This window comes from Rhizobium chutanense, from assembly GCF_002531935.1.
Lineage (GTDB): Bacteria > Pseudomonadota > Alphaproteobacteria > Rhizobiales > Rhizobiaceae > Rhizobium > Rhizobium chutanense.
The window spans coordinates 125,362-151,547 of sequence record NZ_NWSV01000004.1 but is presented as its reverse complement, the minus strand read 5'-3'; the positions used below and the strand labels follow the sequence as shown (position 1 = coordinate 151,547).

Genomic DNA, 26,186 nt, shown 5'->3' with positions numbered 1-26,186 from the left:
AAGAATTTATTCTCGCGGCATTATCTAGGCTGCCACAAGATGGGGGCACCGCTAATCAATGCCTCCTTGAAGAGTGTTGCCTGTGGCCTCCCTTCAAGGCGACCGTGCGTACGCGCGCTGCCGATTTGTCGAGCTCTTGTTAGCTGACTTGCGCGAATGCAACCCTCACCCCACCTCACCAAACTCCGCCGCCAGCACCGCATCCTTCAACGCCCGCGAATACTCATGCTGCGGATCGTCCAACACCGCCCGCGCCCGCCCGCGTTCGACAATCTCGCCCTTGCGCATGATGATAATATTGTCGCTGACGTAATAAGCCGTCGCCAGATCATGGGTGATGTAGATGATCGACAGGCCGAGTTCGTTTTTCAGCCGGCCGAAGAGGTTGACGATCGCCATGCGGAGCGACGCGTCGACCATCGAGACCGGTTCGTCGGCGACCAGCAGGCGGGGTTGCGGGATCAGCGCGCGGGCGATGGCGACGCGCTGCAGCTGGCCGCCGGAGAGTTCGTGGGGGAAGCGGCCTTTCACCTCTTCCAGCGTCAGGCCGACGTGGTGGAGGGCGGCGTCGGCCATCTTTTCCGCCTGCTGCCGGTCCGGCCGTTTTCCCGCGGAGAAATTGCGGGCGGTTTCGAAGAGGTAGCGGTCGACCCGCTTCAGCGGATTGAAGGCTTCGAAGGGGTTCTGCAGCACCGGCTGGACCTCCTTCATGAAGGCCTTGCGTTCGGCCCGGCTGTGGATGGCGACGGTCTTGCCGGCAAATTGCAGCTCGCCGTCCGTCGGTTCGGTCTGGCCGAGGATCATCGCCGCGACGGTCGATTTGCCCGAGCCGGATTCGCCGACGATCGACAGGATCTCCGGCTCGTCGCCTAGTTCGAAGCTGACATCGTTGACGGCGGTGATCAGCCGCCGGCCGAGCATGCCGCCCTGGCGGTAGATTTTCGTCACATGCGAGAGGCTAAGCAGAGTCACACCTGATCCCCCGTCACCGCAAAACACGCCACCCGCCGCTCCGGCGCGACGGTGACCATGGGCGGAACCTTCTGTGAGCAAATCTCCATGCGCTTCGGACAGCGCGGGTGAAAGCGGCAGCCTTCCGGCGGCATGGCGAGGTTCGGCGGCCGCCCCTCCAGCGAGGGCCGCGTGGTGGGGTCGCCGATCTTCGGCAGGCTGCCGACGAGGTGCTGGGTATAGGGGTGCAGCGGCATGCTGAAGAGTTTGGCAGTCGGCGCCTCCTCGACGAGACGCCCGGCATAGACGATGCCGATGCGGTCGGAGACCGTCGCATGCACGCCCATATCATGGGTGACGAACAGGAAGGACGAGCCCATCTCGCGCTGGATGTCGCGGATCATCGACAAGACGTCGCGCTGCACGATCACGTCGAGCGCCGTCGTCGGCTCGTCGGCGATGATGAATTCCGGCGTCAGGATGGTGGCGAGCGCAATGGTCATGCGCTGGCGCATGCCGCCGGAGAGTTCATGCGGATAGGCGTCGAGCAGCTGCGGATCGAGCTTCAGGCGCTGCAAATGGGCGGCAACCTTTTCGAAGAAGATCGATTTGCTCACCTTCATGTGGCGAAAGGCGAAATCGGTGAAGGAGTGGCGGATCCGGCGCACCGGATTGAGCACGTTCATCGAGCCCTGCATGATATAGGAGAGATGCTTCCAGCGCAGCGCCATGCGCTCCTCCGGCGTCATCGCGTAGATATCCTGTGTGCCGCCGCCGAAATGGAATTTGACGCTGCCGGAGACGACCCTGAGCGGCGGCCGGATGGCGCCGGCAATGGTCTTGATCAGCGTCGTCTTGCCGCTACTCGATTCGCCGGCAACGCCATAGACCTCGCCGCGGCCGATGGTCAGGCTGATATCGTCGACGGCCCGCACCTCGCGATCGACGCCATAGAGGAAGGCGCGGTAATAGGCTTTCAGGTTCTGTATTTCGACCAGATTCTCCATGCTAACTTCCCATCCGGTTCAGCCGGCTGCGCGGATCATTGTATTCGTTCATCGACATCGACAGCAGGAAGAGCGCCAGGAAGAGAATGACGATGACGGCGACGGGGGCGGCCACCCACCACCAGATGCCCGAGATCAGCGCCGAATGCGCATTGGCCCAGTAGATCATCATGCCCATGGTCGGCGTCTCGATATCGGTGAAGCCCAGCACCGAAAGGGTGATCTCCATGCCGATCGACCAGATCATGTTGTTCATCGTCGTGGCGAAGACGATCGGCAGCACATAGGGCAGGTGCTCCTCGACCAGGATCTTACGCATCGTCATGCCGGAATAGACGCTCTGGGTGGTAAACGGCCTGGTCTTCAGGCCGATCGCCACCGAGCGGATCAGGCGGGCATCATAGGACCAGCCGAGGGAGGCCATGATGACGATCAGCGCCGTCCAGGTCATGCTGTCCTTCAGCACGAAATAGAACAGGATCAGCAGTGGAAATTGCGGGATGACCATGACGCTGTCGTTGATCGCCATCAGCACCCGGTCGACGGCGCCGCCGGCGTAACCGGCGACCAGGCCGACGACAAGCGAGATGATGCGCGAGAGAAAGGCGACGCCGATGCCGAAGAACAGCGTGTTGCGCAGCGCCGTCGTCAGCTGCCAGAAAACGTCCTGGCCGCGCGAAGTGGTGCCCAGCCAATAGTCGCCGTCCGGCGGCATGTCGGGCGGCAGCAGGTAGATGTCGGTCGCGCCGTAGGGCGAGAAATACGACAGGATGACGAAGCCGACGATGACGGCAAAGAGCAGCAGGCCACAGAGGAATTCCATGTTCTGGCGGGCGAGGTCGCGGATGATGGTAAACATGGCCTATTCCACCTTGATGCGCGGATCGATCAGCGGGCTCAGAATGTCGATGATGAAGACGGCGGCGGCGACGCCGACGATCGACAGGGCGCTGAGGCCGAGCACCAGGCTGTAGTCGCCGGCATGCACCGCTTCGATCAAAAGGTTGCCGATGCCCGGATAGCCGAAGACGATTTCGGTGATGACGGTGCCGTTGAAGATCGCGCCGAGCGACATGGCAAGCCCGGTAAATTGCGGCACCATGGCATTGCGGGCGATGTAGGAGCGCAGGATCTTCCGCTTCGGCACGCCGCCAAGCTCTGCGAAGACGACGTAATCGTCGGTGATGATGTTGGACACCAGCGCCCGCATGCCGATCAGCCAGCTGCCGGCGCCGACCAGGATCAGCGAGAGGGCCGGCAGGATCGAGTGTTTGAGGATATCGAGGACGAGGGCAAAGGAGAGGTCCAGATTGGCGTTCATCTCATAGCCGCCATTGATCGGCAGCACCGGCCAGATGAAGCCGAAGACGATCAGCAGCACGAAGGCGAGGATGTAATAGGGAATGGGCAGCAGGGCGATGAAGACCAGGCTGACGGCCTTCAGCACCATGTCCTTGCGGTAATAGCCGGCCAGCGCACCGATCGCATTGCCGAGCACGAAGGTGATCAGCGTCGACACCGTCATCAGCCCGATCGTCCAGGGGAGCGACCGCAGGATGATGGTGGAGACGGGGGTCGGAAAGGCCGAGAGCGAGGGGCCGAGATCGCCGGTCGCCAGCCGCAGCCAGAAATGCAGATATTGCTGCCAGATCGAACCTTGCATTCCGTAGAGCTCGCGCAGCGACTGGCGCATCAGCTCGATGGCGTTGGGGTCGGATTGCCCCATCTGGGTGATGGCGCCTATGCTTTCTTCGACCGGATCGATCGGGGTCAGGTGGGTGACGAAGAAGGTGATCGTCACACCGAGAAAGACGACAAGCAGAAACTGACCGAACCGCTTCAGCACAAAGATCAGATAGGACGTCATAGGGCAGTGGTTCCTCTCTGGTTCCCTTCTGGAAAGGATCGACGAGCATGGGTGGTTGGGCCCCATGCCCGTCGATAGGGGGCCGGCGCGATGGCTGCCGCGCCGGCGTTGGGAGGATTATTTCGGTTGCGCCGGCTTCAGCTTGACCATCATCAGCCTCGAATTCGCCCAGTTCGGCACCGGATCGGTATAGGGGTCCGCGATCGTCGGATAGCCGGTCCAGTAGGTCGTATCCATCGAGGTGAAGACGTTGTAGGACATCAGCGGGATGGTCGGCATTTCGCGGGCGACCAGCTTCAGATAATCCTTGCCGAGCTCCATGCCCTTGGGGTCGTCGGCGCTGATGCCGCGGATGCTCTCGATGATCTTGTCGAGCTCCGGATTGGACCAGCGCTGCCAGTTGCGCGGCGGCTGAACCTCGCCCTTCTTGGCGACGAACTGCGAATGCCAGCTGTCGAGGAAGAAGGAGAGGTCGGGATCGCCGCCCCAGGTTTCGACGCTCCAGGCGATCGCCACCTGGAAATCGCCGGGCTGCAGCGCCGTCTGCCACAGTTTCGCGGCCGGCACCGCCTTGGCGTCGATGCCGAAGGCCGCCCATTGCTGCGCGATCAGCGTGCCGGCGCGGGTGAAGACCGAGCGCGTGTCGCCTTCCACCGTCATGCGGATCTTGAAGGGCTGCCCATCAGGGGTCAGCCATTTGCCGCCGGATTTCTTGAAGCCGGCCTTCTCGAGCAGTTCGCCGGCCGCTTTCGGATCCGGTTTCCACCAGCCATAGCCGAAGGCACCGCTGATTGCCGCCGGATCGGTCGGGATCTGGTCCTTGAACTTCGGCTGCTTGCGCAGGATATCGGCGATCTGCTGTCCGATCGTGGGATCGTAGGGCTTGATCTTGCTCTTGCCGGTATCGATTTCGAAATCCTTCAGCCAGTCCTGCATCGGCGCCTGATAGTCTTTCATCGTCGCCGCCGTCGGCGGCACGCCGAGCGCCGAAAGCGTCGCCGCCCCGCGGTAGCTCGCCATGTCGACGGCCTTGATGTCGATCAACAGGGCCAGCGCCCAGCGTACATCGGCATTGTCGAAGGGCGGATTCTGGGTATTGAAGATCACCGCCGGCAGCGTCGGATCCGGATGGGCGAAGGGGAAGCCCGGGAACCAGGTGTCGATGGTCTTCGACTTCTCCTTGAGGGTGAACATGCCCTCCGGCGTGTTGTCGTGGATGATATCGAGATTGTGCTCGAGCTGGGCGATGGTGCGTTTATCCGGCGGGCCGGGATCGGTGTAGGTCACATATTTCGGGGCCGGCTCGCCGAAGCGGGCAAGCGAGGTGCGCTGCCAGTCGTCGCGCTTCTCCCAGGTATACCACTTGCCCTGCGGATCGTAGGACTTCAGCTTGTAGGCCCCGAGCGAGACGGGATTGGCGAAATCATAGCGAAGCGGATCTTCGACTTTCTCGAAGACGTGCTTGGGCATGATCCACGCGCCGTTCCAGCGCACGGTGAAGAGGGCGTGGAAGCGCGAATTCGGCTTCTTCAGCTTGAACACCACGGTCTGGGGATCGGTCGCCTCGACGCTTGCCACCTGCACCGAAAACGCCGCGCTCCAGACCATGCCGGGGTGATCCATCTGCGTCTTGACGGTATAGACCACGTCGTCGGCGGTGAATTCCACGCCGTCGCTCCAGAAGAGCCCTTTGCGCAGTTTCACGGTCATCTCGGTGAAGTCGGCATTATATTGCGGCTTGTCGGCGGCGAGCGAATTGTCCCAGCTCGCGCCGCCAAGCCCCTGTTCGGGGTCGATATACCAGAGCGTATCCATGGTCAGCTGCTGCAGGCCGGTGGAAACCCCGCCGCCGCCATTGACCCAGATATTGAACCAGCCGGGATTCTTGATCGTCCCTTCCGGATTTTCGACGATAAGCGTCTCCTTGCGCGGCAAGGAGGTGTAGTCATCGGCCCTCGCCGTCGCGGCCAGACCAAGCGTGGCCAGCACGAAGCCGAATGCAAACCTCTTCCACTGTTGCATGAACTCCTCCCTAGAAAGCGACGATACGGCGGCCGCTGGGGCGCGCATGGGCATGTCGCGGTTGTCGGTTCGCGGAAGCCGGAGCTTGGCAGCTCGAGACCCTGGTGAACCATCCCTCCGGCCCGCCTGCCTCCTCGCAGTCGGGCCGAATTGTTTGCGCCGGGCCCTATATCGAGTTTGCCCGGCGGCGGCTGTCACACCGACAGCCGGATGACGTTGTAGGACAGCGGCTTCAGCGCCGCCCGCACCCGTCCGTCTTCGATCTTGGCGCTCTCGACCTGCACGGGCGCCACCGTTTGCGGCCGCTGCGCCGTATTGACGGCTTCGAGGTCGCCATGGGTCATCTCCACCTGTTCGATCAGGCGGGCGCCGCCGAAACCTTCCAGCCGCACGTCGAGATCGAGCGTGGTATCCGGATGGCGGTTGACGGCAAAGAAGGTCAGCGTCCGGCCGTCTTCGGAATGCACCGCAGAGACGTCGAGATAGGGAACCTCGTTCTCCTCGTCGCTGTCATAGGTCGGGCCGTCGACGACGAGCTGCAGCGCCGTGCCGCGGCCATATCGCGAAGCGTAGTAGAAGGGGTAATAGATCGTCTGGCGCCAGGCGGCACCGCCGTCCTCGGTCATGATCGGGGCGATGACGTTGACGAGCTGGGCGATGCAGGCGATGCGCACCCGGTCGGAGCGGCGGATGAAGGTGTTGAGGATACCGCCGACCTGCAGCACGTCCTCGAAATTATAGACGTCTTCGAGGAGATGCGGCGCATCCGGCCACTCGTCGCGCGCCAGGATATCCTTGTCCTGCTGGTTGGAATGATACCAGACGTTCCATTCGTCGAAGGAAATGCCGATCGTCTTCTTCGAGCGCTTCTTCGCCTTGATGTAGTCGATCACTCCGCCGATCGTGGTGATGTAGCGGTCGAGCTTCGTCGCGCGAGAGAGGTAGTTCAGCGTATTCTTCTCGCGGTTGGCGAAATACATATGCAGCGAGATATAGTCGGCGCTGTCATAGCACTGCTCCAGGACTTGAGCCTCCCAATCGGGATAGGTCTTCATATCGGAATTGGACGAGCCGCAGACCACGAGTTCGAGCGACTTGTCGAAGCCGCGCATCGCCTTCGCCGTCTCGTCGGCCAGCCGGCCATATTCATAGGCAGACTTGTGGCCGACCTGCCAGGGACCGTCCATCTCGTTGCCGAGGCACCACAATTTGACGTCGTGCGGATTGGACCAGCCGTGTTTGCGGCGCAGATCCGACCAGTAGGTGCCGCCGGGATGATTGCAATATTCGAGGAAGTTGCGGGCGGCGTCGAGGCCGCGCGAGCCGAGATTGACGGCGAGCATCGGCTTGGTATTGGCCTTCTTGCACCAGTCGACGAATTCGTTGACGCCGATCTGGTTGGCTTCGCGGGTGCGCCAGGCAAGGTCGAGGCGCACCGGGCGCTCCGAACGCGGGCCGACGCCGTCTTCCCAATTATAGGCCGAGACGAAATTGCCGCCGGGATAACGGCAGTAGGGCGTATCGAGATCGCGGACGAGATCGAGCACGTCGCGGCGGAAGCCGTCCTCGTCGGCTGTCGGATGTCCGGGCTCGTAAATGCCGCCGTAGATCGCTCTGCCGAGATGCTCGAGAAACGAGCTGTAGAGCCTGGCGTCAATGGTCGCGATGCGGAAATCGCGGTGGGCAACGACATTCGTCTTCAACGGATCCTCCCCGTTTATGTATCAGGAATTTTGTTTTCTTGCCCCTCACTTGATATCAGGAATGTCGATCTGTCAACCGAGTCGCGGATTTAATCATACTTATGCAAAAATGATAGAAATCCGTTATAATACAGTTAGTTGGAAATATTTAGCTATTGCTGAAACTCAAAATAAACGGCATTTCTAAATCAGGATATCCGATACTGAAAAATTCAGACGTGCAGCCGCATGATGATGTCGCGGCCGTGATTGCCGAAGCCGCGGCCGAAAATATTGACGCCGCCGGTATGGCCGGCATTTTCGGCGATGCCGACCCTGAGCCGGATGGAGGAATGCTGGCCGAGCGCCAGATCGCTGAGCGTCACATTCGAAGCGGCCACACCGTCGATGAAGGTGCCGCGCGTCGAAATCCGCCAGGTCTTCATCATCCCGTATTGCGAGCCTTCGAGTTTCCACCAGGCCGGCGTGAAGGCGCCGCGCTTGTCGCCGTAGTCGCCCGGCGACGTCCAGGTGCCGATCGCCATGCCGTTGACCCAGAGCGTGATGTCGGAGGGCCAGTCCGGATTGGTGCCGGGCACTTCGGAGGACAGCTCCAGCGAAAATTCGATGGCGCGAATGTCCTTGTTCAACACCTTGGCATTGTTGGGAAATTTATATTCCACATAGCCCCTGCCGAACCACACCAGCCCGGCCTGCATGCGCTGCGGATCGAGGAAATAATCGGGCACGTCGAGCGGGCCGATGACGCTCTCGCTGGAGCAGAGGCCGCAAGGCGCATGCACGTCGCAGCTGGTATAAAGCCCGACCGGCATCTCGACTTCGATGATATTGTTGGCCCGCTGCGCCGCACTTTCCTCGAAGCTGATGAGGATTTCGCTATAGGTCGCCGAGCAGATCTTCTGGTTTCCCTTGCGGGCCTTCGCCAGCCGCGAATCGACCAACCCCGCCTCTTCGAGGATCTGAATGCCGGTTGCGACGGTGGATTGGGGGAGGGAAAGCGCCTGGGCGATATCGTTGATATTCAGCGGCCCCTTGGCGCAGAGCAGCTTGAGAATCTCGATCCGCGCCGGCGCCGAAAGCGCCCGTATCGCCTCATGATTCTCGCCCGCGGCAATCGTCAAAAACGAACGTTCCATCATTCCCCCACCATTTCCGATGGAATGATGTATATCGGAAATTATGATACGGCAAGTGGGAACAGTTGGTCGGCCAGGATCGGTTTGTATAGTTTGAGATTCTGTGACGTGGGGGCTTAGCGATTCTTCCACGGATTGATGATCTGCAAGCCAATTCCCTCGAAGTCGGAAACATTGCGCGTTGCGAGTGAAGCGCCGCGTGAGATGGTGATAGCTGCGATCTGTGCGTCAAACTGGCTGATCGGCCTTCCAGCCTTGCGACGGTCAGTGGCAATGATGGCATAGACATCTGCCGCGTCACGATCGAATGGCAGGACACGGCCCCTGATATCCTCATTGAATATTGGCAGGACTGCTGCCTCGAGATCACTCCGGCGCCGACCATGAGGGAGGAGGCGCAAGCCATAGAGAATTTCCGCTTCGGTAATCGCGGTCGTGAATACCAATGAGGGATGTTGTGCCCGGAGCCAGTCGATGACAGCCACATTCGGCGCCGACGTCAACAGTTCCGAAATGACGTTGGTATCGAGAACGATCACGCGTCAAAGTCCGGCGCTTCCCGGATTGGCTGCCGGGGTGGAATTTCCAGCTCAACTCCCCCGACCGATTGCAAGCGGTCCCGAATAGTATCGGCGAGATTGCGCGCCGCCGGCTCGGTGGTTGCCAGTGCCGTACGCAGAATATCGCGTGCCTCGTCTTCCATTGAGCGGCCATGCGTGGCGGCGCGAACGCGCAGCCGCTGCTTCAATCCCTCGTCGAGGTTGCGGATCGTCATGCTGGCCATCATTTCCTCCATACATCAATGATAGCATATAAATCATTGATTGCATGTTCTCAAGAAACGCATTTCCGTCACCAGCCTATCAGGTCCCCGACAGGAGAGACTGGGTCAATGCCCGCTCGCCTCCGGCTGCAGATCGGCATCCGTCAGCGTCCCCAGAAAGGCGACGATATCGTCGATCTCGGGATCGGTCAGCGCAGGCGCATCGCCGGGCTTTCTTCCGAAGGGCGGGTCCTGGTTGAGATTGTCCCAATAGGCCTGCGGCAGGTCGTCGTAGCGGCGGATCGTGCCGTCCGAATTTTTCGGATACCAGCGGCCGGGGTCGCTGTCGCGGGTCGCGTAGAAGGCGACGACGTCGCGCAGCCTGTGGAAATAGCCGTTGTGGAAGAAGCTCTTCTTCAGCGCGACATTGCGCAGCGTCGGCGTGCGGAACAGGCCGCAATATTCCTGGTGAGCAGTCAGATCGGTCCGCTCAGGGCCGCAGAGGCCGAGGTCGTAATAGCTCGGATCATTATTGGCCGGGATTGCCATGTTGCGGGGTGCGGCAAGACCGAGGAAGCCGAAATCGGAAAAGAGCGGCGGCTCGCCGTCATTGGCGGGTTCGCTGAGGTGACAGCTTGAACAGTTGCCCTTGGCCGGGTCCTCGAACAGCTGCCGGCCGCGCAACTCCTCAGCCGTCAGCGTCGCCTTGCCGGCGAGAAAGGCGTCGTAGCGGCTGGAATAGGGGTAGAAATCCGGGCCGCTCTGCTCGAAGGTGGCGAGCGCCTCGGCGGCGGCGTCGAATGTGTCCTCGGGATTATCGAACACGGTTGGCCCGAAGGCCGCCCTGATGTCGGCGGCATAGGGCGCCTTGCGCAATTTGGCGGCGACCTCGGCCGCATCCGTGTTGCCCATCTCGAAGGGCGAGAGCAGCGGGATCTTCGCCTGATCGGCGCCGTGATCGACCCGGCCGTCCCAGGTCAGGCCGCCGGTCGGGCCATTGTCGACGCTTTCGTCGCCCTCGTCCTCGGAATCGTAATAGTGCTCGGTAAAGGCGGGCACCGCCTGCAGGTAACGCAGCGTCGGAACGGCGCGCAGGCCCGGCCGGTCCATATGGTCGCCGCCCATTTCGACCGGTGCTGCCGATGCCGGGCCGAAACCATGAAGGGGATCATGGCAGGAGGCGCAGGCCTGCAGCCCCGAGGCCGACAGCGAGGTGTCCGAGAAAAGTTTGCGGCCGAGCGCAGTCAGCGTCTCGGCCCGGGCGAAGGCCTCGGCGCGTGACATCGGGCCGGGATGCAGGCCGGAAGCCGCCGCCGCGCTGCTTTGCCGCAGCGGCAGAATGGCCAGACAGAGCGCCGCCGCACCCATGCTCACCGCCAGGCCGGACCGTACAAGCCAGATGGTCTTGATTGCCATGATAAGGATTCCAAGTGCTTAAGACTGATTTCCTCCATGATCGAACCTGGTTGCAACAAATTGATGACGGCTGTTCCTGCGGCATCACGGCAACCCCCGATGTCACAAAGTTGATAGACGGCCGGAATAGCGTCGGTGCGCCCCCGAGCGTGCTCCGCTCCCTCTAGCCATCGCCCCCTAGCCATGAGGTGCTCCGTGAAAAGACTGAAACGCCTGCATTCCATCTGTCTCGCCGGATCGGCCTTCGTGCCGCTCACTATCGCGGCATCAGCTGAGGCCGCACCGGCCGGTTACGACAAGATCGACAATATCGTCGTCATCTATGCCGAAAACCGCAGCTTCGATAATCTCTATGGCGGTTTTCCCGGCGCCAACGGTCTTGCCAATGTCAGCCCTGAGCAGGCCCGCCAGCTCGACCGCGACGGGAAGCCGCTCGCCGAACTGCCGCCGGCCTGGGGCGGCCTGACCGCCAAGGGCGTGACCCCTGCCGTCACCGAGGCGCAATCGGCCCATCTTGCCAATGCCAGCTTCGCGATCGACGATCCCAAGGGTTTTGCCCAGGCGCCGACGGTCATCACCCGCGATCTCTGGCATCGCTTCTATCAGGAGCAGATGCAGATCGACGGCGGCAAGAACGACAAATTCGTCGCCTGGGCCGATTCCGGCAGCCTGGTCATGGGCCATTATGACGGCTCGATCCTGCCGATGTGGCAGGTCGCCAGGAAATACGTGCTGGCCGACAACTTCTTCCAGGGCGCCTTCGGCGGCTCCTTCCTCAACCACTTCGCGCTGGTCTGCGCCTGCGCGCCCTATTATCCCGATGCCGATAAGAGCCCCGCCAAGCCGGTGATCGCCAAGGTCGATGCCGACGGCACCTCGCTCGTTGTGGCGGACAATGCCCCGAAATCGGCCCTGGAAGGGGCGCCGAAATTCGTCTCCGACGGCACGCTGACGCCCGATTTCTACGCCGTCAACACCATGCAGCCGCCCTACGAGCCGAGCGCCAATCCGCCGGCCAAGGACGGCGATCCGGCCTATGCCGATCCCAATGCGGCGACGACGCTGCCGCCGCAGCACGAGACCACCATCGGCGACCTCCTGTCGCTGAAGGGTGTCAGCTGGGCCTGGTATAGCGGCGCCTGGCAGGCGGCCCTCGATGGCAAGAACGCCACGCCGGTGCCGAACTTCCAGTTCCACCATCAGCCCTTCAACTATTTCGCCAATTTCGCCCCCGGCACCCCGGCGCGCTCCGAACATCTGAAGGATGGCGGCCTGGGCGGCGAGGCCTTCCTCAAAGACATCGACGACGGCAAGCTGCCGGCCGTTTCTTTCTACAAGCCGCAGGGCAACCTCAACGAACATGGCGGTTATGCCGATGTCTCGAGCGGCGACCAGCATCTTGCCGATATCGTCTCCCATCTCGAAAAGAGCCCGCAATGGGGCCATATGCTCGTCATCGTCACCTATGACGAGAATGGCGGCTTCTGGGATCACGTCGCGCCGCCGAAGGCCGATCGCTGGGGCCCGGGCAACCGCATTCCGGCCTTCGTCATCTCGCCCTTCGCCAAGGCCGGCACGGTCGATCATACCCAGTACGACACGACCTCGATCATCCGCCTGATCACCGCCCGCTACGATCTGCCGGTTCTGCCCGGCATCGTCGCCCGCGACACGGCGCTGCGCGCCAATGGCCAGCCGCCGATGGGCGACCTCACCGCCGCGCTCGACCTGACGCATTGACCCGCTGCGCGGCCCCGGTTTCGGCGCGGGGCCGCGCCGCCGTCAGGCTTTCTTCACCGGCGCAGCAGCGGCCGCAAGGCGGCCTGCGTTTCCTTCAGCAGCTTGAGATAACGCGCCTTCATCTCGGCGGCCGGGACGAGGGCGGCCGGCGCGCCGATATTGATCGCCGCGACCGTTTCGCCGCGATCGTTTTCAACAGGCACGGCGATCGAGCAGAGGCCGATCTCCAGTTCCTGATCGATGATGGCGTAGCCCTCGGCGCGCACGCGGCGGAATTCTTCGATCAGTTCCTCCGGATCGGTGCGGGTCTTTGCCGTGTTCTGCTTCAACTCGCTGCGGGCAAGGATGGCGCGCGCCTCGTTCTCGGAAAGAGCTGCGAGCAGCACCCGGCCCATCGAGGCGCAATAGGCGGGCAGGCGGCTGCCGGGGGTGAGGTTGATCGACATCACCCGGCGTTGCGCGGCGCGGGCGATATAGACGATCTCGGTGCCGTCGAGCACCGAGGCCGAGGCGCTCTGGCCGGCCTGTTCCGAGAGGTGATCGAGATGCGGCTGCAACAGCGCCGGCAGCGGTGTCGCCTGGAGATAGGCATGGCCCAGCCGCAGGATCTTCGGCGTCAGGGTAAAGAACTTGCCGTCGTAATCGGCGTAACCAAGCTCGGCGAGCGTCAGCAGCGAGCGGCGCACCGTGGCCCGGTCGAGCCCCGTCAGCTTCGAGGCTTCGGCAATCGACAGCCGCTGCCGCGTTTCACCGAAGGCCTCGATGACTTTCAGGCCGCGGGCAAAGCCGCTGACGAAATCGGTTTCGCGCATGGTTCGGGTTGTCGATGCTCTTTGGGTCGGGCGCTTCAGCAGTTTTCCGAAGACAGTTTTTCTGCGGCATTTGGAACCGATCCTTATTTGATTTGGACATCCCGCGCCAATAGATTTGGACGATCTCGATTGGATGATATCCGCATTCCCAGCCGACAACCCGGATCAGCCGTGATATGATCGCCGAAGTAGCGTGATGATCGATACTCGGAAGGCAGGAGCCGTGTATGAGTCGCGACACGCCAATCGGTAAGCAGGGGCAATCTACCGACGTTTCTGGCGATAGCCGTCCTTCCCAACATGGCGGCGAGCGGCGGGTCGTGACCGCGCTGTGTTATGATCTGATCGGCTCCACCAATCTCTTCAATCTGATGGATATCGAGGACTATCAGGATATGATCGCCGCCTTCCAGCAGGCGGCGCGGCAGGCGATCACGGCGCATTCCGGCGTCGTGCGCGTCGAAGCCGGCGATGGCGGCGTGGCCCTTTTCCCGATCGAGCTTGGACCGCGCGATGCTGCCTCGGCGGCGATCCGTGCGGGCCTCGGAATCGTGGAAGCATGTCAGCGCCTCGCCGCCGATCTCATTCGGGACGATCTGCATGTGCGTGTCGGCGTTGCGACCTCGGTTGCCCTGATCCGGGATGCGCAGCTGCAGAACTGGATCCATGAGCCGGTCACGGGCGCAGCGCTTGCCCTTGCGACACGGCTCGAGGCCGCCGCCGAATCCGACAGCGTGCTGGTTTCGGAAGAGACCCGCCATCTCGCCGGCCGCTCGCATGCCTTCGTTCCCGAAGGCGCACGCGTGTTGAAGGGCTTTTCCGAGCCCGAAAAGGTCTGGAGAGCCATCGGCCGCAAACGGGAACTCGATCGGTTCCACGCATTCGGACGGCTGGACGGCACCTTCGTTGGCCGTGTCGCCGAGCTTGGCCGCATAGAAAAGGCCTGGAATTCAGCCGTCGGCGGCAAGGGCAGGGTGCTTGCCATCACCGGCGAGGCCGGCATCGGCAAGTCCCGCCTGCTTCGGCAGGCCCGCCACATGATCCATGCGCAGCCGGCACGATCGCTGTTCTTTCAATGCCTGCCGGGAGGATTTCGCTCGACGCTTCACCCGCTGCTGAACAGCTTTCCCCAGCGCCGTCCCCACGCTGCAGGCGGCGGGGCGCTGACGGTCGATGCGGTCGCCGCCCAGTTCGCGCGTCACGGCATCCGGGATCCCGAAATTATCGGCATATTCTCCCATCTGCTCGGCGCGGACGGGCGCAATGAAACGGTCTCCGACAGTTCTCCCAAGACGATACAGAAACGCGCGCGGCAGGCGCTGTCGAAAGCATTGAGCGTCATATGCGAGCAGGCGCCGCTGGTCATTATCGTCGAGGACGTTCATTGGATCGACCCAACCTCCGAGCACATGCTTCGCGAAGCGGCGCGGCTCGTGCCTACGCTGCCCGCATTGCTGATCGTCACCAGCCGGCGGGGCCTTCCTGCCGGCATGTTCGACGGCGACGAGCCGGACCAGATCTCGCTCGGCCCGCTCGACCGCCACGAAACCCGGCTGGCGATCGCTGCACGCTGGCCGAACCATCGCCGGGAGGCATTGCCGCAGCTGCTTGAGGTGAGCGAACGCATCTCCGGCGGCGTCCCGCTTTTCATCGAGGAAATATGCCAATGGGCGTTTGATGCGGCGGCCGAAGATGCGATGGACGTGCCGGAAAATCCGTCCCGCAATCATGTTTCGGTCTTCGAGACTATTCTGAATTCGCGGCTCGAACATCTGGGTTCCGCGCGGGACGTGGCGCGCGCCGGGGCCGTCGTCGGCGATCGTTTTACCGTCTCCCTGCTTCGCCCATTGCTGCCGGAAACAAACCGGAAATCTCTCCTGCATGCCGCCGAAACGCTGTGCGAGACCGGGTTCCTGACCCGGGTGCGGGCCCATGGCGGGATCGCCTACGGCTTTCGACACGCGCTGATCCAGGAGACGATCTACAACGGCCTGTTGAAAACGCAGCGCCAGCTTCTCCACCGCCGCCTGTTCATGGCGGCCAACAGCAACCCTGCGATCGCCAGCTGGCTGGATACGGGTGCGCTTGCCGAGCATGCAGAATCCGCAGGGCTTCTGGCGCATGCGGTTTCGCTGTTCACGCAGGCCGGAAGGGAGCATGCCAGCCGATCGGCGATGGTGGAGGCGCGCCACCATTTCGAACATGCCCTGGCTCTTTGCGAGACCGTGCCCGACGGTGTTTCGGATGAATTGCGCCTGTCGGTGTTGATGGTGCTTGGACCGCTGCTGACGGCGACGGTCGGACCCAACTCGGCGCCGGCGCGAACGCTTTACGAAAAAGCCGTCGAGATCGCCCACCGCCAGCCGAAGGAAGATCAGCCCAAGTGGTTTCCGCTCTATTGGGGCTGGTGGCTGACCGGGCAGAATTTCACGGAAATGCACAGCCGTGCGCGGAAAGTTCAGGCCATTTTTTCCGGGATCGCCGATCGCGAGATCGAGTTGCAGGTCAACCATTCGATCTGGGCGATCGAGTTCAATGTCGGAAGGCAGCGGGAGGCTCAAAAAGCGATAGAGGCGGGGCTTGCGCTTTACGACGAGGAGACGGCGAAGGCGAGCCGCAATGTCTTCGGCCACGACGCCAAGGTTTGTGGTCTCGGACAGCTGGCGCTGTCGCTGTGGCTGACGGGGCAGACCGAGGAATCCAGCAAGGCGCTCGCCGACATGGTCGCTTTTGCCGACCGCATCGCCCATATGCCGAGCAAGTCGCACTCGCTGGATACCGAGGCGGTATCGGCCTTCTATCGCAACGATCACGCACGCCTGATCGAGATCTCGGCCAGGATGGGCGATTTTGCCAAACGGCACGAGCTGCAATCCCTGTCGGCACTGGCGATGGTCTTTCGCGGATGGTCGACGGCGCATGTCGAAAATCTGCCACGCGGTCAGGAAATTTTCCATCGCGGCCTGGCGCTTCTGAGGGAGCTCGGAACCGTCGCCGATCTGCCGATCTATCTCTACATGCATGCGACCATGCTCGGTGAGGCGCGGAAATATCAGACGGCGATCGAGGTCGTCACCGATGCCATCGGCGAGGCGATGGCGACAGGCCATCGTTATTGGCTCGCCGAGCTTCACCGCCGTCGCGCGCTGCTGCTGTCGAACGCCAAGGCAGGGGAGCCGGCTCTGCTTGCGGATCTGCGGACGGCGCTCGTCATTGCTGAGGAGCAAGGCGCGGTTGCCTTGCTGCATCGATCGCAACGATCGGCAAAGGAGTTCGGTCTTGCCGGCGAGCTCTGACGTTTGCTCCGCCGACGGGAGGGACATGCTCTCGGCATTTCATGCCGGCATCGTCAATGCAAATATGCCCCTCGTATCGGCGGAGCCGGACCCTGAGGGCGCCGAGGCCTATTTCCGCTCCTTGCTGCCGTCCTGCCGTCGCGCCCGGATCACCCGCATCGCCGATCTGACCGGTCTCGATCGGATCGGACTTCCGGTCGTCCAGGCCATACGGCCGGCGGCATTGTCTGAGGTCACTTCGCTCGGCCGTGGAATGTCCAGAATTCCTGCCGCGATCGGAGCGATCATGGAATCGCTCGAGCGCTTTTACGCCGAGGCAATTCCCGCCTCCCGTGTCTTCCTGTCGAGCGCAGAAAGGCTGGGGATCGGCGCCGGGGCCTTCGACGGCTTCCGCCTTCCTGCTTCCGATACGACTTGGCGCGAACGCGAGATCGGCTGGATCATGGGTGTCGATATGGCAACCGGTGCTCGCTCGCCCATCCCGTTCGAACTCGTGCACACGATCTATACCGAACCGCCTCCACCCCATGACGGCGTCTTTCTGCGCACCACGACAGGCCTCGCATGCCACCGGTCGGACTTCGCCGCCTTGCGGCATGGGCTGCTGGAATGCATAGAGCGGGATGCGATTGCCCGGGCCTTCAAAACCCACGGCTTCATGGATCGGATGAGGCTGCCATTGTCGGGATTGGGCACGGCGGTTCAGGACGTTCTCTCGCATCTCGCCGCGCTCGGAATATCGGCTGCCTTCTGGCGGGCCCCTTCGCCGACGCGGATTCCGGTCGTCTGGTGCCAGACGATTGAAGCCGGTGAAGGCGAACCGGTGCTCGCCTTGCCGACGGAAGGTTATTGTGCCGATCTCGATCTTCGTGACGCGGCGTTTGGCGCCTTGCTCGAAGCATTGGCGGCCCGAGCCGGGGCGATATCCGGCGCGCGCGACGACCAGACGCGCAAACATTATACGAGGCCGAGCAGGGCCGTGCTTGCCGATGCCCGCGATCTCATTCTCGGTGACGGTGCGGCCTCGATCGAGGTGGAGGTGTTGCCTGTGGCGACCGACCTTGCCGATCTCCTGGCAAGGATCGTTTCAGCCGGCCTCGGGCCGGTTCTCGCCGTTCCGGTCGCGTCTGACAGCGATCCGGATATTCATTGCGTGCGCACGGTCCTTGCGGGCATGCGCCCTTTTGCAGTCGAGCGGTGAGGGCGCGGGATGGATCAGACAGCGGACAGTCCCATACTCGTCTTTCTCGGTCCGACGCTTGGCTTGCCGGAGGCGCAGCGCATTCTCGACGCCGTCTATCTGCAGCCCGTTTCGCAAGGCGATATCATCCTTGCCGCCCACGCATTTCGCCCCAAGGCCATGGTCTTGATCGACGGTCTTTTCGAGGACAGGCCGGCGGTGCGCCACAAGGAGATTCTCTGGGCGCTGTCGCAGGGCATCGTGATGATCGGCGCTGCAAGCATGGGGGCGCTCCGGGCCGCCGAGCTGCATCCATTCGGCATGATCGGCGTCGGCCTCATCTATCGATGGTACAGGCGTTGGCCGTTGACGGCGGAAGATGCCGTCGCGGTCCAATGCGGCCCCGCGGAGCTCGGCTTTACGGCTTTGACCGAGGCGCTGGTCGATCTGCAGCGCAGTTTTACGGCGCTCTACCGGCGTGGCCTGATTGCCAAAGCGGAAATGGATGCCGGCATCGCCGCCGCCCGGCGGCTTAATTTCCGCGACCGCTCCCTTCGAAAGGTGCTTGCCGCTGCGCAATGGCCGGCGGAAAGATCGGCCTTGCTGCGCAGCCATTTGATCGCGCAGAAGGCGGCCGATGCTCGGCTGGCGCTTCGGCTGGCTCCCGCCTTGTCGAAGAGCAGGCCTGCAAGCTTGCCCTATACGATAACCAATACTTTCCTGCGAGATCTGGAGGCCGGATCTATTGACATCAATTTAATTAGCAAGTACTAATTTAAGTTGTTGCCATATAACTCATCTAATTGAGTAGTTGAGCTATGGAATTACCTCCTGACATATCACTTAAAATGACCGAGCCGGGTCTTGGGACTCGATTCTGGATATTTCCCCAGCCGCCCTTTATCCTTGGATATGAGCAGCCGGATCGCGTTTTGCTGTCGATATTGCCTGACGAGATTGCTGATGGCCCCAGCGACGGATCGATGTATGTCGCCGATCCGCTGTACGACAAGGAGCCTTATGGTTTCAGGGACTTGCCGCCCTATCGCGGCCCCCGGCGGCGTTCCGTCCGGCCCGGACCGGACGGCAGTTTCGATAGTCTCGACCCGAGATCGCGCGACTATCTCGGCGTCCATGCCTATGCTTGCATTCATTTCGTTCTGGGGGCCTGGCGCAACTATCTTGCGCGGCCGATGCGTTGGTTCTTTTCCGATTTCTACCCGCGGCTCGAAATCGTTCCCTTCGTTCGGTGGGACAATGCGCAGGCGGGCTTTGGTTTCCTCGAACTCGGTTACTCGGACGCAGGTGGTGTGCAATCGCCCTATGCGCTGAATTTCGATACGATCGCGCATGAGATCGGTCACCTCATCACGCTGTCGCAGACCGGGGTTCCCGGCGCTCTTTCCCGTGACGCGGACTTCTTTCCCTTCTCCGAGGCGATCTCGGACAGCATATCCCTGATCTCGTTCCTGCATTTCGATTCCGCCATCGACCGTCTGCTGCGCAGGACGAAGGGCAACCTCCTTCTCTACAACGAGCTCAACCGCTTTGCGGAGACGAGCCCAGAGACGCAGATCCGTCTTGCGACCAACTTCCGGCGCATGTCGGAAGTCACCAGCGAGGTTCACGACCGCTCGCTGCCCTTTCTCGGTGCGATCTTCGATACGATCGTCGAGCTTTATCACCGGGAACTGGTTGCCAGCGGCTGCGCCGATCACCGTCTTCTCTCCATCAATCTTCGCGATCTGACGCAGGACGAGTTCGACTGGTTCCGGCAATCGACGGCGGCGGCCTGCCGGGACCGGCCGCTCTTCTTCAAGCTGGCCTTGACCAAAGCGAGGGATTCCGTCGGAGCGGCGATCGGCGCAGCGCTTCACAGGCTGGATCCGGACACGATGCGGCTTGCGGACGCCGCGCTGGCAATCATCTCGGCTGCGGATCTACAGGCTGCGGCGCAATTAGAGGAAAACTTTGTATGGCGTGAAATCATCGGCTCGCGGTGAGCCTGAAGAGGAGAGGGGAAATGAGTTGCTGCTCTGAAAATCCGTTCATTGGAACAGGTAAAGTGCCATTCAATCCCAGCGAGGTCCGTCTCTACGGGCGAAAAGAATTTTGTCCGCCCGGCAAGGACGCAAAACCGATGCGAGAGGGTGAAGCCGAAGCGGGTTCCGACAGAATCAGGCTCAAGGTCGGCAACTGCTACATTCCGATCGATCCCGGCAATGCCGGGATCATCAGCATCGGCGTGATCTATGGCTACGCCTATGAGGGCCACTGTTACAAGCTGCCGAGGCCGAAGATCATGTGTCTCCCCGTCGAGGCCACGGACATACCCGCAGACGGCTGCGGGTGCGATTGCGGCTACTCGCGGGAGCTCGGCTATTCCGTCTGGTCGTTGGACAAGCTCGAACGGGTGATCGCCCTCGACCTGCGCGCCGACGACCTCAAGACGCTGGTGCTCGACGAAAACCTGCCCGGCAACCGCTCGCCGCTGGCCTATGCGCAGACGCAATTGCTCGCACCGCAGCGGCTTCGCGATTGACCTTAGTTTGTGCGATATATGAACAAATATCAAATATCGCACAAATTATCTTGCCCTCTGCCGTGCCTGCGTTTTATCTCTGACGCTGGAGGAGAGGACCGGCAGGTCCCGACCGCATAGCCAAGGAGAAATCCCACATGGACAAGACAGTCGGGAGTACGGCGGAGGCCGTCTCCGAGATCGGTGACGGCGCAACCGTCATGATCGGTGGTTTCGGCGGCTCGGGCGCGCCGATCGAACTGATCCATGCCTTGATCGACAAGGCTCCAAAAAACTTGACCGTAATTAACAACAATGCCGGCAACGGCCGCATCGGCATCGCCGCAATGATTGATGCCGGCTTGGTCCGGAAAATGATCTGCTCCTTCCCGCGCTCCTCCGATCCGCGCGCCTTCACCGATAAATATCTGGCCGGCGAGATCGAACTCGAACTGGTGCCGCAGGGCACGCTCGCCGAGCGCATCCGCGCCGGCGGCGCCGGCATCCCGGCCTTTTACACGCCGACCGGCTACGGCACCGAGCTGGCCGAGGGCAAGGTTATCGCCGAATTCGATGGCCGCCCTTATGTGCAGGAGCGCTGGCTGAAGGCCGATTTCGCCATCGTCAAAGCGCAGGTCGGCGACGTCCAGGGCAACCTCACCTACAACAAGGCCGGCCGCAACTTCAATCCGCTGATGTGCATGGCGGCGGCAAAGACCATCGCCCAGGTCTCGTCGATCGTGCCGGCCGGCGGCATCGATCCCGAGCATGTCGTCACCCCCGGCATCTTCGTCGACCGCGTCGTCACCGTTCCCAATCCCCAGCAGGAAGAAGAGCTCATCCGAGCCGGAGTGGCCTACATATGACCATCGATATCAGGGATGACATCAAGCTTTCCAATGCGCAGATCGCCTGGCGCGCCGCACAGGACATTGCCGACGGCGCCTATGTGAACCTCGGCATCGGCTTCCCCGAAATGGTCGCCCGCTATCAGCCGCCCGGCCGTCAGGCGATCTTCCACACCGAAAACGGCATCCTCAATTTCGGCGAGCCGCCGGCCGAAGGCGAAGAGGACTGGGACCTGATCAACGCCGGCAAGAAGGCGGTGACGCTGAAGCCGGGTGCGGCCTTCTTCCACCATGCCGACAGCTTCGCCATGGTGCGTGGCGGCCATCTCGACGTCGCGATCCTCGGCGCCTATCAGGTGGCCCAGAGCGGCGACCTCGCCAACTGGCGGGTCGGCAGCAAGGGCGTACCGGCGGTCGGCGGCGCCATGGACCTGGTGCATGGCGCCAAGCAGGTTTGCGTCATCACCGAGCACGTCACCAAGACAGGCGAGCCGAAGCTGGTGGAGAAATGCACCTTCCCGCTGACCGGCGTCGCCTGCATCACCCGCGTCTATACCAGCCACGCCGTCATCGACATCGTCGATGGGCGCTTCGTTCTGCGCGAGAAGCTCGCCGCCATGTCGCTGGAGGAGCTACAGGCCATGACTGGCGCGCCTCTGCACATCGACGGGCCGGTGGCCGAACTCACCGTTCCGAACCTCTGAGGAAAAGCCATGACCGAAGCCTTTATCTGCGACTATATCAGAACGCCGATCGGCCGCTTTGCCGGCTCGCTCTCGCAGGTGCGCGCCGACGATCTCGGCGCCATTCCGCTGAAGGCGCTGATGGAGCGCAATGGCGCCGTCGACTGGGAAGCCGTCGACGACGTGATCTTCGGCTGCGCCAACCAGGCGGGCGAGGACAACCGCAATGTCGCGCGCATGTCGGCGCTCTTGGCCGGCCTGCCGATCGCGGTGCCGGGCACGACGATCAACCGGCTTTGCGGCTCCGGCATGGACGCGGTGATGTCAGCGGCCCGCGCCATCCGTGCCGGCGAGGCCGAACTGATGATCGCAGGCGGCGTCGAAAGCATGTCGCGCGCGCCCTTCGTCATGCCCAAAGCCGAGACGGCCTTTTCGCGCGCCGCCGAAATTCACGACACGACGATCGGCTGGCGCTTCGTCAATCCGCTGATGAAGAAGCAGTACGGCGTCGATTCCATGCCGGAGACCGGCGAGAACGTTGCCGAGGATTATCACGTCAGCCGCCAAGACCAGGACGCCTTTGCTGTGCGCAGCCAGGCGAAGGCCGCCGCCGCCCAGGCGAACGGGCGGCTGGCGAAGGAAATTACCCCGGTGACCGTCCCGCAGCGCAAGGGCGATTCCGTCATCGTCGACAAGGACGAGCATCCGCGCGCGACCACGATCGAGACCCTGGCGAAACTCGCCACCCCCTTCAAAAAGGAAGGCGGCACGGTCACGGCCGGCAATGCCTCCGGCGTCAATGACGGGGCGGCGGCGCTGATCGTCGCCTCGGAAGCGGCGGCGCGCAAATATGGCCTGAAGCCGATTGCCCGCATCCTCGGCGGGGCTGCCGCCGCCGTTCCGCCGCGGGTGATGGGCGTCGGTCCGATCCCGGCTTCGCGCAAGCTGATGGCCCGGCTCGGCATGACGCAGCAACAGTTCGACGTCATCGAACTCAACGAGGCCTTTGCCAGCCAGGGGCTGGCGGTGCTGCGCGCCCTCGGCATTGCCGATGACGACACCCGGGTGAACCGCAATGGCGGCGCAATCGCGCTCGGCCATCCGCTCGGCATGTCGGGCGCCCGCATCACCGGCACGGCGGCGCTGGAGCTTGCCGAGACCGGCGGAAAATATTCGCTGTCGACCATGTGCATAGGCGTCGGGCAGGGGATCGCGATCGCGCTCGAAAGGGTTTGAATTCGGTCAATCCATTGCACGGCATGCCCGGCTTCTGTAGAAATCGGGCATGCTGATCCGACCCGCAGACAAGAACGATCGAGACGCGATCTGGAGGATCATCGGCCCGACGATCCGTGCCGGTGAGACCTATGCGCTCGACCGTGATCTCTCGGAGGCCGATGCGCTTGCCTACTGGATGGGGCCGGACCGCGAGACCTTCGTCGCCGAAGAGGACGGTGTCGTCCTCGGCACCTATTACATCAAGGCCAATCAGGCCGGCGGCGGCCGGCACGTCTGCAATTGCGGTTATATGACCGATCCCGCCGCGGCCGGCCGCGGCGTCGCCCGCCGGATGCACGAACATTCGCTGGAGCATGCCCGCCTGCGGGGTTTTCGGGCGATGCAGTTCAACTTCGTCGTCAGCAGCAACCGGCGCGCCGTCGAGCTGTGGCAATCCCTCGGCTTCGAGATCGTCGGCCGGCTTCCCGCCGTCTTCCTCCATCCCAGCGAGGGTTATGTCGACGCATTGGTGATGTTTCGGACTCTGTAGGGCTCCCGGCAAAAAAGATGGGAGCGGCTGTCGAAATCGCGGCGGCTCGAACGTCTTGAGATTGCGAGGCGCACGCGTCGCGATCACTCTGTCGGCATGGAGGTATGAAGCCATGAGTGTTTCCTATCGTTGGGTCATTGTCGCCGCGGGCGCCTTAATGTCATGTGTCGCTATCGGCGCGATGTTCTCGCTGGCGATTTTCCAGGAACCGATCGCGACCGCCACCGGCTGGTCGCATGTCGGGATCGCCAGTGCGATGACGCTGAATTTCCTCGTCATGGGCGTCGGCGGCTTCCTCTGGGGTACGGCAAGCGACCGTTTCGGCCCGCGCATCGTCGTCTTGACGGGGGCTCTGCTGCTCGGCCTGGCGCTGGTGCTGGCGAGCCGCGCCGAGACGCTGCTGCAGTTCCAGCTCACCTATGGCATCCTGGTCGGACTGGCCGCCAGCGCCTTCTTCGCGCCGATGATCGCGGCGACCACCGCCTGGTTCGATGTGAACCGCGGTCTTGCCGTGTCGCTCGTCTCCGCCGGCATGGGGGTCGCGCCGATGACGATTTCGCCTTTCGCGCGCTGGCTGATCTCCGCCTATGAATGGCGGCCGGCGATGTTGATCATCGGCATTGCGACCTGGCTGCTGCTGGTGCCGGCCGCCCTGCTGGTCAGGCGCCCGCCTGCCGAGAGCGTCGATGCCGGCACCGAGTTTGCCGCGGAAGGCGGCCGGCCACAGCTGTCGAAGGTCTTCCGGTCGCCGCAGTTCATCGTACTGGGCCTGACCTTCTTTGCCTGCTGCGCGGCCCATTCCGGGCCGATCTTCCATATGGTGAACTATGCAACGATCTGCGGCGTCGCACCGATGGCGGCCGTCAGCATCTACAGCGTCGAAGGGCTGGCGGGCCTCGGCGGCCGGCTGCTCTATGGCACCTTCGCCGACAGGATCGGGGTGAAGCCGGTCCTGGTCGCCGGCCTGTTGGTACAGGCGCTCGCACTCGCGACCTATCTCTTCGTCAGCGAGCTGACCGAATTCTACGCGCTCGCCATCGTCTTCGGCAGCGCCTATGGCGGCGTGATGCCGCTCTATGCGGTGTTGGCGCGGGAATATTTCGGCCAGCGCATCATCGGTACCGTCCTCGGCGCAGCGACGATGCTCTCCAGCCTCGGCATGGCCTTCGGTCCTCTGATCGGCGGCTGGATATTCGACACTTTTGCCAATTATTCCTGGCTGTTCATCGGCTCGGCGATGGTGGGGCTCGGGGCTGCGGCGATTGCGCTGGCATTCCCGCCTCTTGCCCGGCGGGAGCAGGAGGCGGTTTTGGGCGTGTCTTCGTGATGAGTTTCTCCAATCAAGGAGATCTGTCAGGCCACTGGAAAACCCCTCCCCAACCCCTCCCCACAAGGGGGAGGGACTAACCCGGAGCGCCTGCCTCGTCCCACTCGAAACGTCGCAGATATGGAAAACGGGTGCGGCAGGTTAAGCCCCTCCCCCTTGTGGGGAGGGGTTGGGGAGGGGTCGTTCACGCGAGCGAGACAGCCACGGCATCCCCGCGAAGATGCAAATCTCCCATTTTCGTGCATTGCCCTTCTCAGATTTCGGCTGATAGACTTCCCCCGTCTGTTTCATCACCTATGTCCTTGGTTTTCGGGAGGCTTTGTAGCCATGGCAGAACTTGCGCAATTGCTTGCATCCATCAAACTGCCGGATCTCGCCGGCAAGGCGGTGCTGATCACCGGCGCCTCGACCGGGATCGGGGCGGCGCTTGCCCGCGCCTTTGCGGCGCAAGGGGCCAAGGTCGGCGTGCATTACAATGCCAGCCGCGAGCCGGCGGAGGCGCTTGGCGAGGAGATCCGGGCGGCCGGCGGCACTGTGCATCTGATCCAGGGCGACGTCTCGAGGGAAGGGGAGACCGAGCGGGTCGTCGAGGAGACGGCGAAGACCTTCGGTCATCTCGACGGCCTCATCAACAATGCCGGCGGCATGCTGGGGCGCAAGCCGACCTCGGAATATACCGATGCGCATTATGCCGCGGTCATGGATCTCAATGCCCGCTCGGTGCTGGCGGCCACGCGGGCGGCCCATCCCTGGCTGAAGAAGCAGGGCGGCTTCATCATCAACACCACCTCGATCGCCGCCCGTAACGGCGGCGGCAACGGCGCGATCCTCTATGCCGCCTCCAAAGGCTTCGTCTCGACGATCACCCGCGGCCATGCCAAGGAATTCGTCGCCGACAGGATTCGCGTCAATGCGGTGGCGCCCGGCGTCATCGCCACGCCCTTCCACGAGCGTTACACCAATGACGAGCAGATGGAGCTGCAGCGCAAGTCGATCCCGATGGGCTTCGTCGGTACCTCCGAGGATTGCGTCGGCGCCTATCTCTTCCTCGCCTCACCGACCCTGTCGGGTTACATCACCGGCCAGATCATCGAGGTCAATGGCGGCCAGCTGATGCCATAGCGGTCTCGGCGAGCCGCATCCTAG

Annotated in this window: 22 protein-coding genes and 1 pseudogene; 12 read left to right on the top strand and 11 right to left on the bottom strand. The window is 62.6% G+C overall.

Going from position 1 to position 26,186, the window contains the following annotated elements; genetic code table 11:
• Positions 1 to 165 precede the first annotated feature (165 nt).
• The 10 genes from CO666_RS08035 to CO666_RS07990 all read right to left on the bottom strand — a co-directional run bounded on the left by CO666_RS08035 (position 166) and on the right by CO666_RS07990 (position 10,865).
• Positions 166 to 921 carry an ABC transporter ATP-binding protein gene (locus CO666_RS08035; RefSeq protein WP_097611543.1) on the bottom strand — a complete coding sequence of 252 codons (756 nt, stop codon included), beginning with the start codon at positions 919 to 921 and terminating at the stop codon, positions 166 to 168.
• A 47-nt stretch (positions 922 to 968) separates the two neighbouring features.
• Positions 969 to 1,958, bottom strand: coding sequence for an ABC transporter ATP-binding protein (locus CO666_RS08030; protein WP_097611542.1), 990 nt, complete (start codon positions 1,956 to 1,958; stop codon positions 969 to 971).
• Position 1,959: 1 nt separating this feature from the next.
• The gene (locus CO666_RS08025; protein WP_097611541.1) at positions 1,960 to 2,817 is read right to left on the bottom strand and encodes an ABC transporter permease; all 858 of its coding nucleotides are present in this window, start codon (positions 2,815 to 2,817) and stop codon (positions 1,960 to 1,962) included.
• A gap of 3 nt (positions 2,818 to 2,820) precedes the next feature.
• The gene (locus CO666_RS08020) at positions 2,821 to 3,825 is read right to left on the bottom strand and encodes an ABC transporter permease (RefSeq protein ID WP_097611540.1); all 1,005 of its coding nucleotides are present in this window, start codon (positions 3,823 to 3,825) and stop codon (positions 2,821 to 2,823) included.
• A 117-nt stretch (positions 3,826 to 3,942) separates the two neighbouring features.
• Positions 3,943 to 5,847, bottom strand: coding sequence for an ABC transporter substrate-binding protein (locus CO666_RS08015; RefSeq protein WP_097611539.1), 1,905 nt, complete (start codon positions 5,845 to 5,847; stop codon positions 3,943 to 3,945).
• 194 nt (positions 5,848 to 6,041) lie between these two features.
• Positions 6,042 to 7,550 (bottom strand): arabinosylfuranosidase ArfA, encoded by a 1,509-nt coding sequence (gene arfA, locus CO666_RS08010; RefSeq protein ID WP_097611538.1) that lies wholly within the window; start codon positions 7,548 to 7,550, stop codon positions 6,042 to 6,044.
• A 212-nt stretch (positions 7,551 to 7,762) separates the two neighbouring features.
• The gene (locus tag CO666_RS08005; protein WP_179869635.1) at positions 7,763 to 8,689 is read right to left on the bottom strand and encodes an ArsR/SmtB family transcription factor; all 927 of its coding nucleotides are present in this window, start codon (positions 8,687 to 8,689) and stop codon (positions 7,763 to 7,765) included.
• Between the two features lie 113 nt (positions 8,690 to 8,802).
• Positions 8,803 to 9,225: a type II toxin-antitoxin system VapC family toxin gene (locus CO666_RS08000; protein WP_097611537.1), complete on the bottom strand. Its 423-nt coding sequence runs from the start codon at positions 9,223 to 9,225 to the stop codon at positions 8,803 to 8,805.
• Positions 9,222 to 9,470 (bottom strand): FitA-like ribbon-helix-helix domain-containing protein, encoded by a 249-nt coding sequence (locus tag CO666_RS07995; RefSeq protein WP_097611536.1) that lies wholly within the window; start codon positions 9,468 to 9,470, stop codon positions 9,222 to 9,224. The genes CO666_RS08000 and CO666_RS07995 overlap by 4 nt, the downstream gene beginning before the upstream one ends.
• Positions 9,471 to 9,575: 105 nt before the next feature.
• On the bottom strand, positions 9,576 to 10,865 hold the full coding sequence (locus CO666_RS07990; RefSeq protein WP_097611535.1) for a cytochrome-c peroxidase: 1,290 nt from the start codon (positions 10,863 to 10,865) through the stop codon (positions 9,576 to 9,578).
• Positions 10,866 to 11,060: 195 nt separating this feature from the next.
• On the opposite strand from CO666_RS07990, the gene CO666_RS07985 reads away from it, so the two are divergent.
• The gene (locus tag CO666_RS07985) at positions 11,061 to 12,605 is read left to right on the top strand and encodes an acid phosphatase (protein WP_097611534.1); all 1,545 of its coding nucleotides are present in this window, start codon (positions 11,061 to 11,063) and stop codon (positions 12,603 to 12,605) included.
• Between the two features lie 53 nt (positions 12,606 to 12,658).
• On the opposite strand, the gene CO666_RS07980 is transcribed toward CO666_RS07985, so the two are convergent.
• Positions 12,659 to 13,417: an IclR family transcriptional regulator domain-containing protein gene (locus tag CO666_RS07980; protein ID WP_097611533.1), complete on the bottom strand. Its 759-nt coding sequence runs from the start codon at positions 13,415 to 13,417 to the stop codon at positions 12,659 to 12,661.
• A gap of 227 nt (positions 13,418 to 13,644) precedes the next feature.
• Here CO666_RS07980 and CO666_RS07975 point away from each other — a divergent pair, with 227 nt between their 5' ends.
• From CO666_RS07975 to CO666_RS07925, 11 genes and pseudogenes are all read left to right on the top strand, one after another.
• Positions 13,645 to 16,713 carry an ATP-binding protein gene (locus tag CO666_RS07975; RefSeq protein WP_097611532.1) on the top strand — a complete coding sequence of 1,023 codons (3,069 nt, stop codon included), beginning with the start codon at positions 13,645 to 13,647 and terminating at the stop codon, positions 16,711 to 16,713.
• A 25-nt stretch (positions 16,714 to 16,738) separates the two neighbouring features.
• A complete protein-coding gene (locus tag CO666_RS07970) occupies positions 16,739 to 17,914 on the top strand; it encodes a YcaO-like family protein (RefSeq protein ID WP_097611531.1) in 1,176 nt (391 codons plus the stop codon).
• A gap of 9 nt (positions 17,915 to 17,923) precedes the next feature.
• Positions 17,924 to 18,667, top strand: a complete 744-nt coding sequence (locus CO666_RS07965; protein ID WP_097611530.1) for a TfuA-like protein — start codon at positions 17,924 to 17,926, stop codon at positions 18,665 to 18,667.
• A 44-nt stretch (positions 18,668 to 18,711) separates the two neighbouring features.
• The gene (locus CO666_RS07960) at positions 18,712 to 19,896 is read left to right on the top strand and encodes a gluzincin family metallopeptidase (RefSeq protein ID WP_097611529.1); all 1,185 of its coding nucleotides are present in this window, start codon (positions 18,712 to 18,714) and stop codon (positions 19,894 to 19,896) included.
• 215 nt (positions 19,897 to 20,111) lie between these two features.
• Positions 20,112 to 20,435: pseudogene (locus tag CO666_RS07955) on the top strand (hypothetical protein); the annotation flags it as partial.
• Between the two features lie 137 nt (positions 20,436 to 20,572).
• Positions 20,573 to 21,280, top strand: a complete 708-nt coding sequence (locus CO666_RS07950) for a 3-oxoacid CoA-transferase subunit A (protein ID WP_097611527.1) — start codon at positions 20,573 to 20,575, stop codon at positions 21,278 to 21,280.
• Positions 21,277 to 21,966: a CoA transferase subunit B gene (locus tag CO666_RS07945; protein WP_097611526.1), complete on the top strand. Its 690-nt coding sequence runs from the start codon at positions 21,277 to 21,279 to the stop codon at positions 21,964 to 21,966. The genes CO666_RS07950 and CO666_RS07945 overlap by 4 nt, the downstream gene beginning before the upstream one ends.
• A gap of 9 nt (positions 21,967 to 21,975) precedes the next feature.
• Positions 21,976 to 23,181 carry a 3-oxoadipyl-CoA thiolase gene (pcaF, locus tag CO666_RS07940; RefSeq protein ID WP_097611525.1) on the top strand — a complete coding sequence of 402 codons (1,206 nt, stop codon included), beginning with the start codon at positions 21,976 to 21,978 and terminating at the stop codon, positions 23,179 to 23,181.
• Between the two features lie 49 nt (positions 23,182 to 23,230).
• Positions 23,231 to 23,713, top strand: coding sequence for a GNAT family N-acetyltransferase (locus tag CO666_RS07935; protein ID WP_097611524.1), 483 nt, complete (start codon positions 23,231 to 23,233; stop codon positions 23,711 to 23,713).
• Between the two features lie 112 nt (positions 23,714 to 23,825).
• Positions 23,826 to 25,040 carry an MFS transporter gene (locus tag CO666_RS07930; RefSeq protein WP_097611523.1) on the top strand — a complete coding sequence of 405 codons (1,215 nt, stop codon included), beginning with the start codon at positions 23,826 to 23,828 and terminating at the stop codon, positions 25,038 to 25,040.
• Between the two features lie 327 nt (positions 25,041 to 25,367).
• Entirely contained in the window at positions 25,368 to 26,162 is a 795-nt protein-coding gene (locus CO666_RS07925) for an SDR family NAD(P)-dependent oxidoreductase (protein WP_097611522.1), read from the top strand.
• The last annotated feature ends 24 nt before the right edge of the window (positions 26,163 to 26,186 follow it).

Bases quoted from the DNA above. Each gene is read 5' to 3' on its own strand.
- pcaF (WP_097611525.1), top strand. From the start codon at position 21,976: ATGACCGAAGCCTTTATCTGCGACTATATCAGAACGCCGATCGGCCGC.
- CO666_RS08020 (WP_097611540.1), bottom strand. From the start codon at position 3,825: ATGACGTCCTATCTGATCTTTGTGCTGAAGCGGTTCGGTCAGTTTCTG.
- CO666_RS07950 (WP_097611527.1), top strand. From the start codon at position 20,573: ATGGACAAGACAGTCGGGAGTACGGCGGAGGCCGTCTCCGAGATCGGT.
- CO666_RS08025 (WP_097611541.1), bottom strand. From the start codon at position 2,817: ATGTTTACCATCATCCGCGACCTCGCCCGCCAGAACATGGAATTCCTC.
- CO666_RS07980 (WP_097611533.1), bottom strand. From the start codon at position 13,417: ATGCGCGAAACCGATTTCGTCAGCGGCTTTGCCCGCGGCCTGAAAGTC.
- CO666_RS07925 (WP_097611522.1), top strand. From the start codon at position 25,368: ATGGCAGAACTTGCGCAATTGCTTGCATCCATCAAACTGCCGGATCTC.
- CO666_RS07975 (WP_097611532.1), top strand. From the start codon at position 13,645: ATGAGTCGCGACACGCCAATCGGTAAGCAGGGGCAATCTACCGACGTT.
- CO666_RS07965 (WP_097611530.1), top strand. From the start codon at position 17,924: ATGGATCAGACAGCGGACAGTCCCATACTCGTCTTTCTCGGTCCGACG.
- CO666_RS07970 (WP_097611531.1), top strand. From the start codon at position 16,739: ATGCTCTCGGCATTTCATGCCGGCATCGTCAATGCAAATATGCCCCTC.
- CO666_RS07935 (WP_097611524.1), top strand. From the start codon at position 23,231: ATGCTGATCCGACCCGCAGACAAGAACGATCGAGACGCGATCTGGAGG.
- CO666_RS07945 (WP_097611526.1), top strand. From the start codon at position 21,277: ATGACCATCGATATCAGGGATGACATCAAGCTTTCCAATGCGCAGATC.
- CO666_RS07960 (WP_097611529.1), top strand. From the start codon at position 18,712: ATGGAATTACCTCCTGACATATCACTTAAAATGACCGAGCCGGGTCTT.
- CO666_RS08030 (WP_097611542.1), bottom strand. From the start codon at position 1,958: ATGGAGAATCTGGTCGAAATACAGAACCTGAAAGCCTATTACCGCGCC.
- CO666_RS07930 (WP_097611523.1), top strand. From the start codon at position 23,826: ATGAGTGTTTCCTATCGTTGGGTCATTGTCGCCGCGGGCGCCTTAATG.
- CO666_RS08015 (WP_097611539.1), bottom strand. From the start codon at position 5,847: ATGCAACAGTGGAAGAGGTTTGCATTCGGCTTCGTGCTGGCCACGCTT.
- CO666_RS08035 (WP_097611543.1), bottom strand. From the start codon at position 921: ATGCTCGGCCGGCGGCTGATCACCGCCGTCAACGATGTCAGCTTCGAA.
- CO666_RS07990 (WP_097611535.1), bottom strand. From the start codon at position 10,865: ATGGCAATCAAGACCATCTGGCTTGTACGGTCCGGCCTGGCGGTGAGC.
- CO666_RS07995 (WP_097611536.1), bottom strand. From the start codon at position 9,470: ATGGCCAGCATGACGATCCGCAACCTCGACGAGGGATTGAAGCAGCGG.
- CO666_RS08005 (WP_179869635.1), bottom strand. From the start codon at position 8,689: ATGATGGAACGTTCGTTTTTGACGATTGCCGCGGGCGAGAATCATGAG.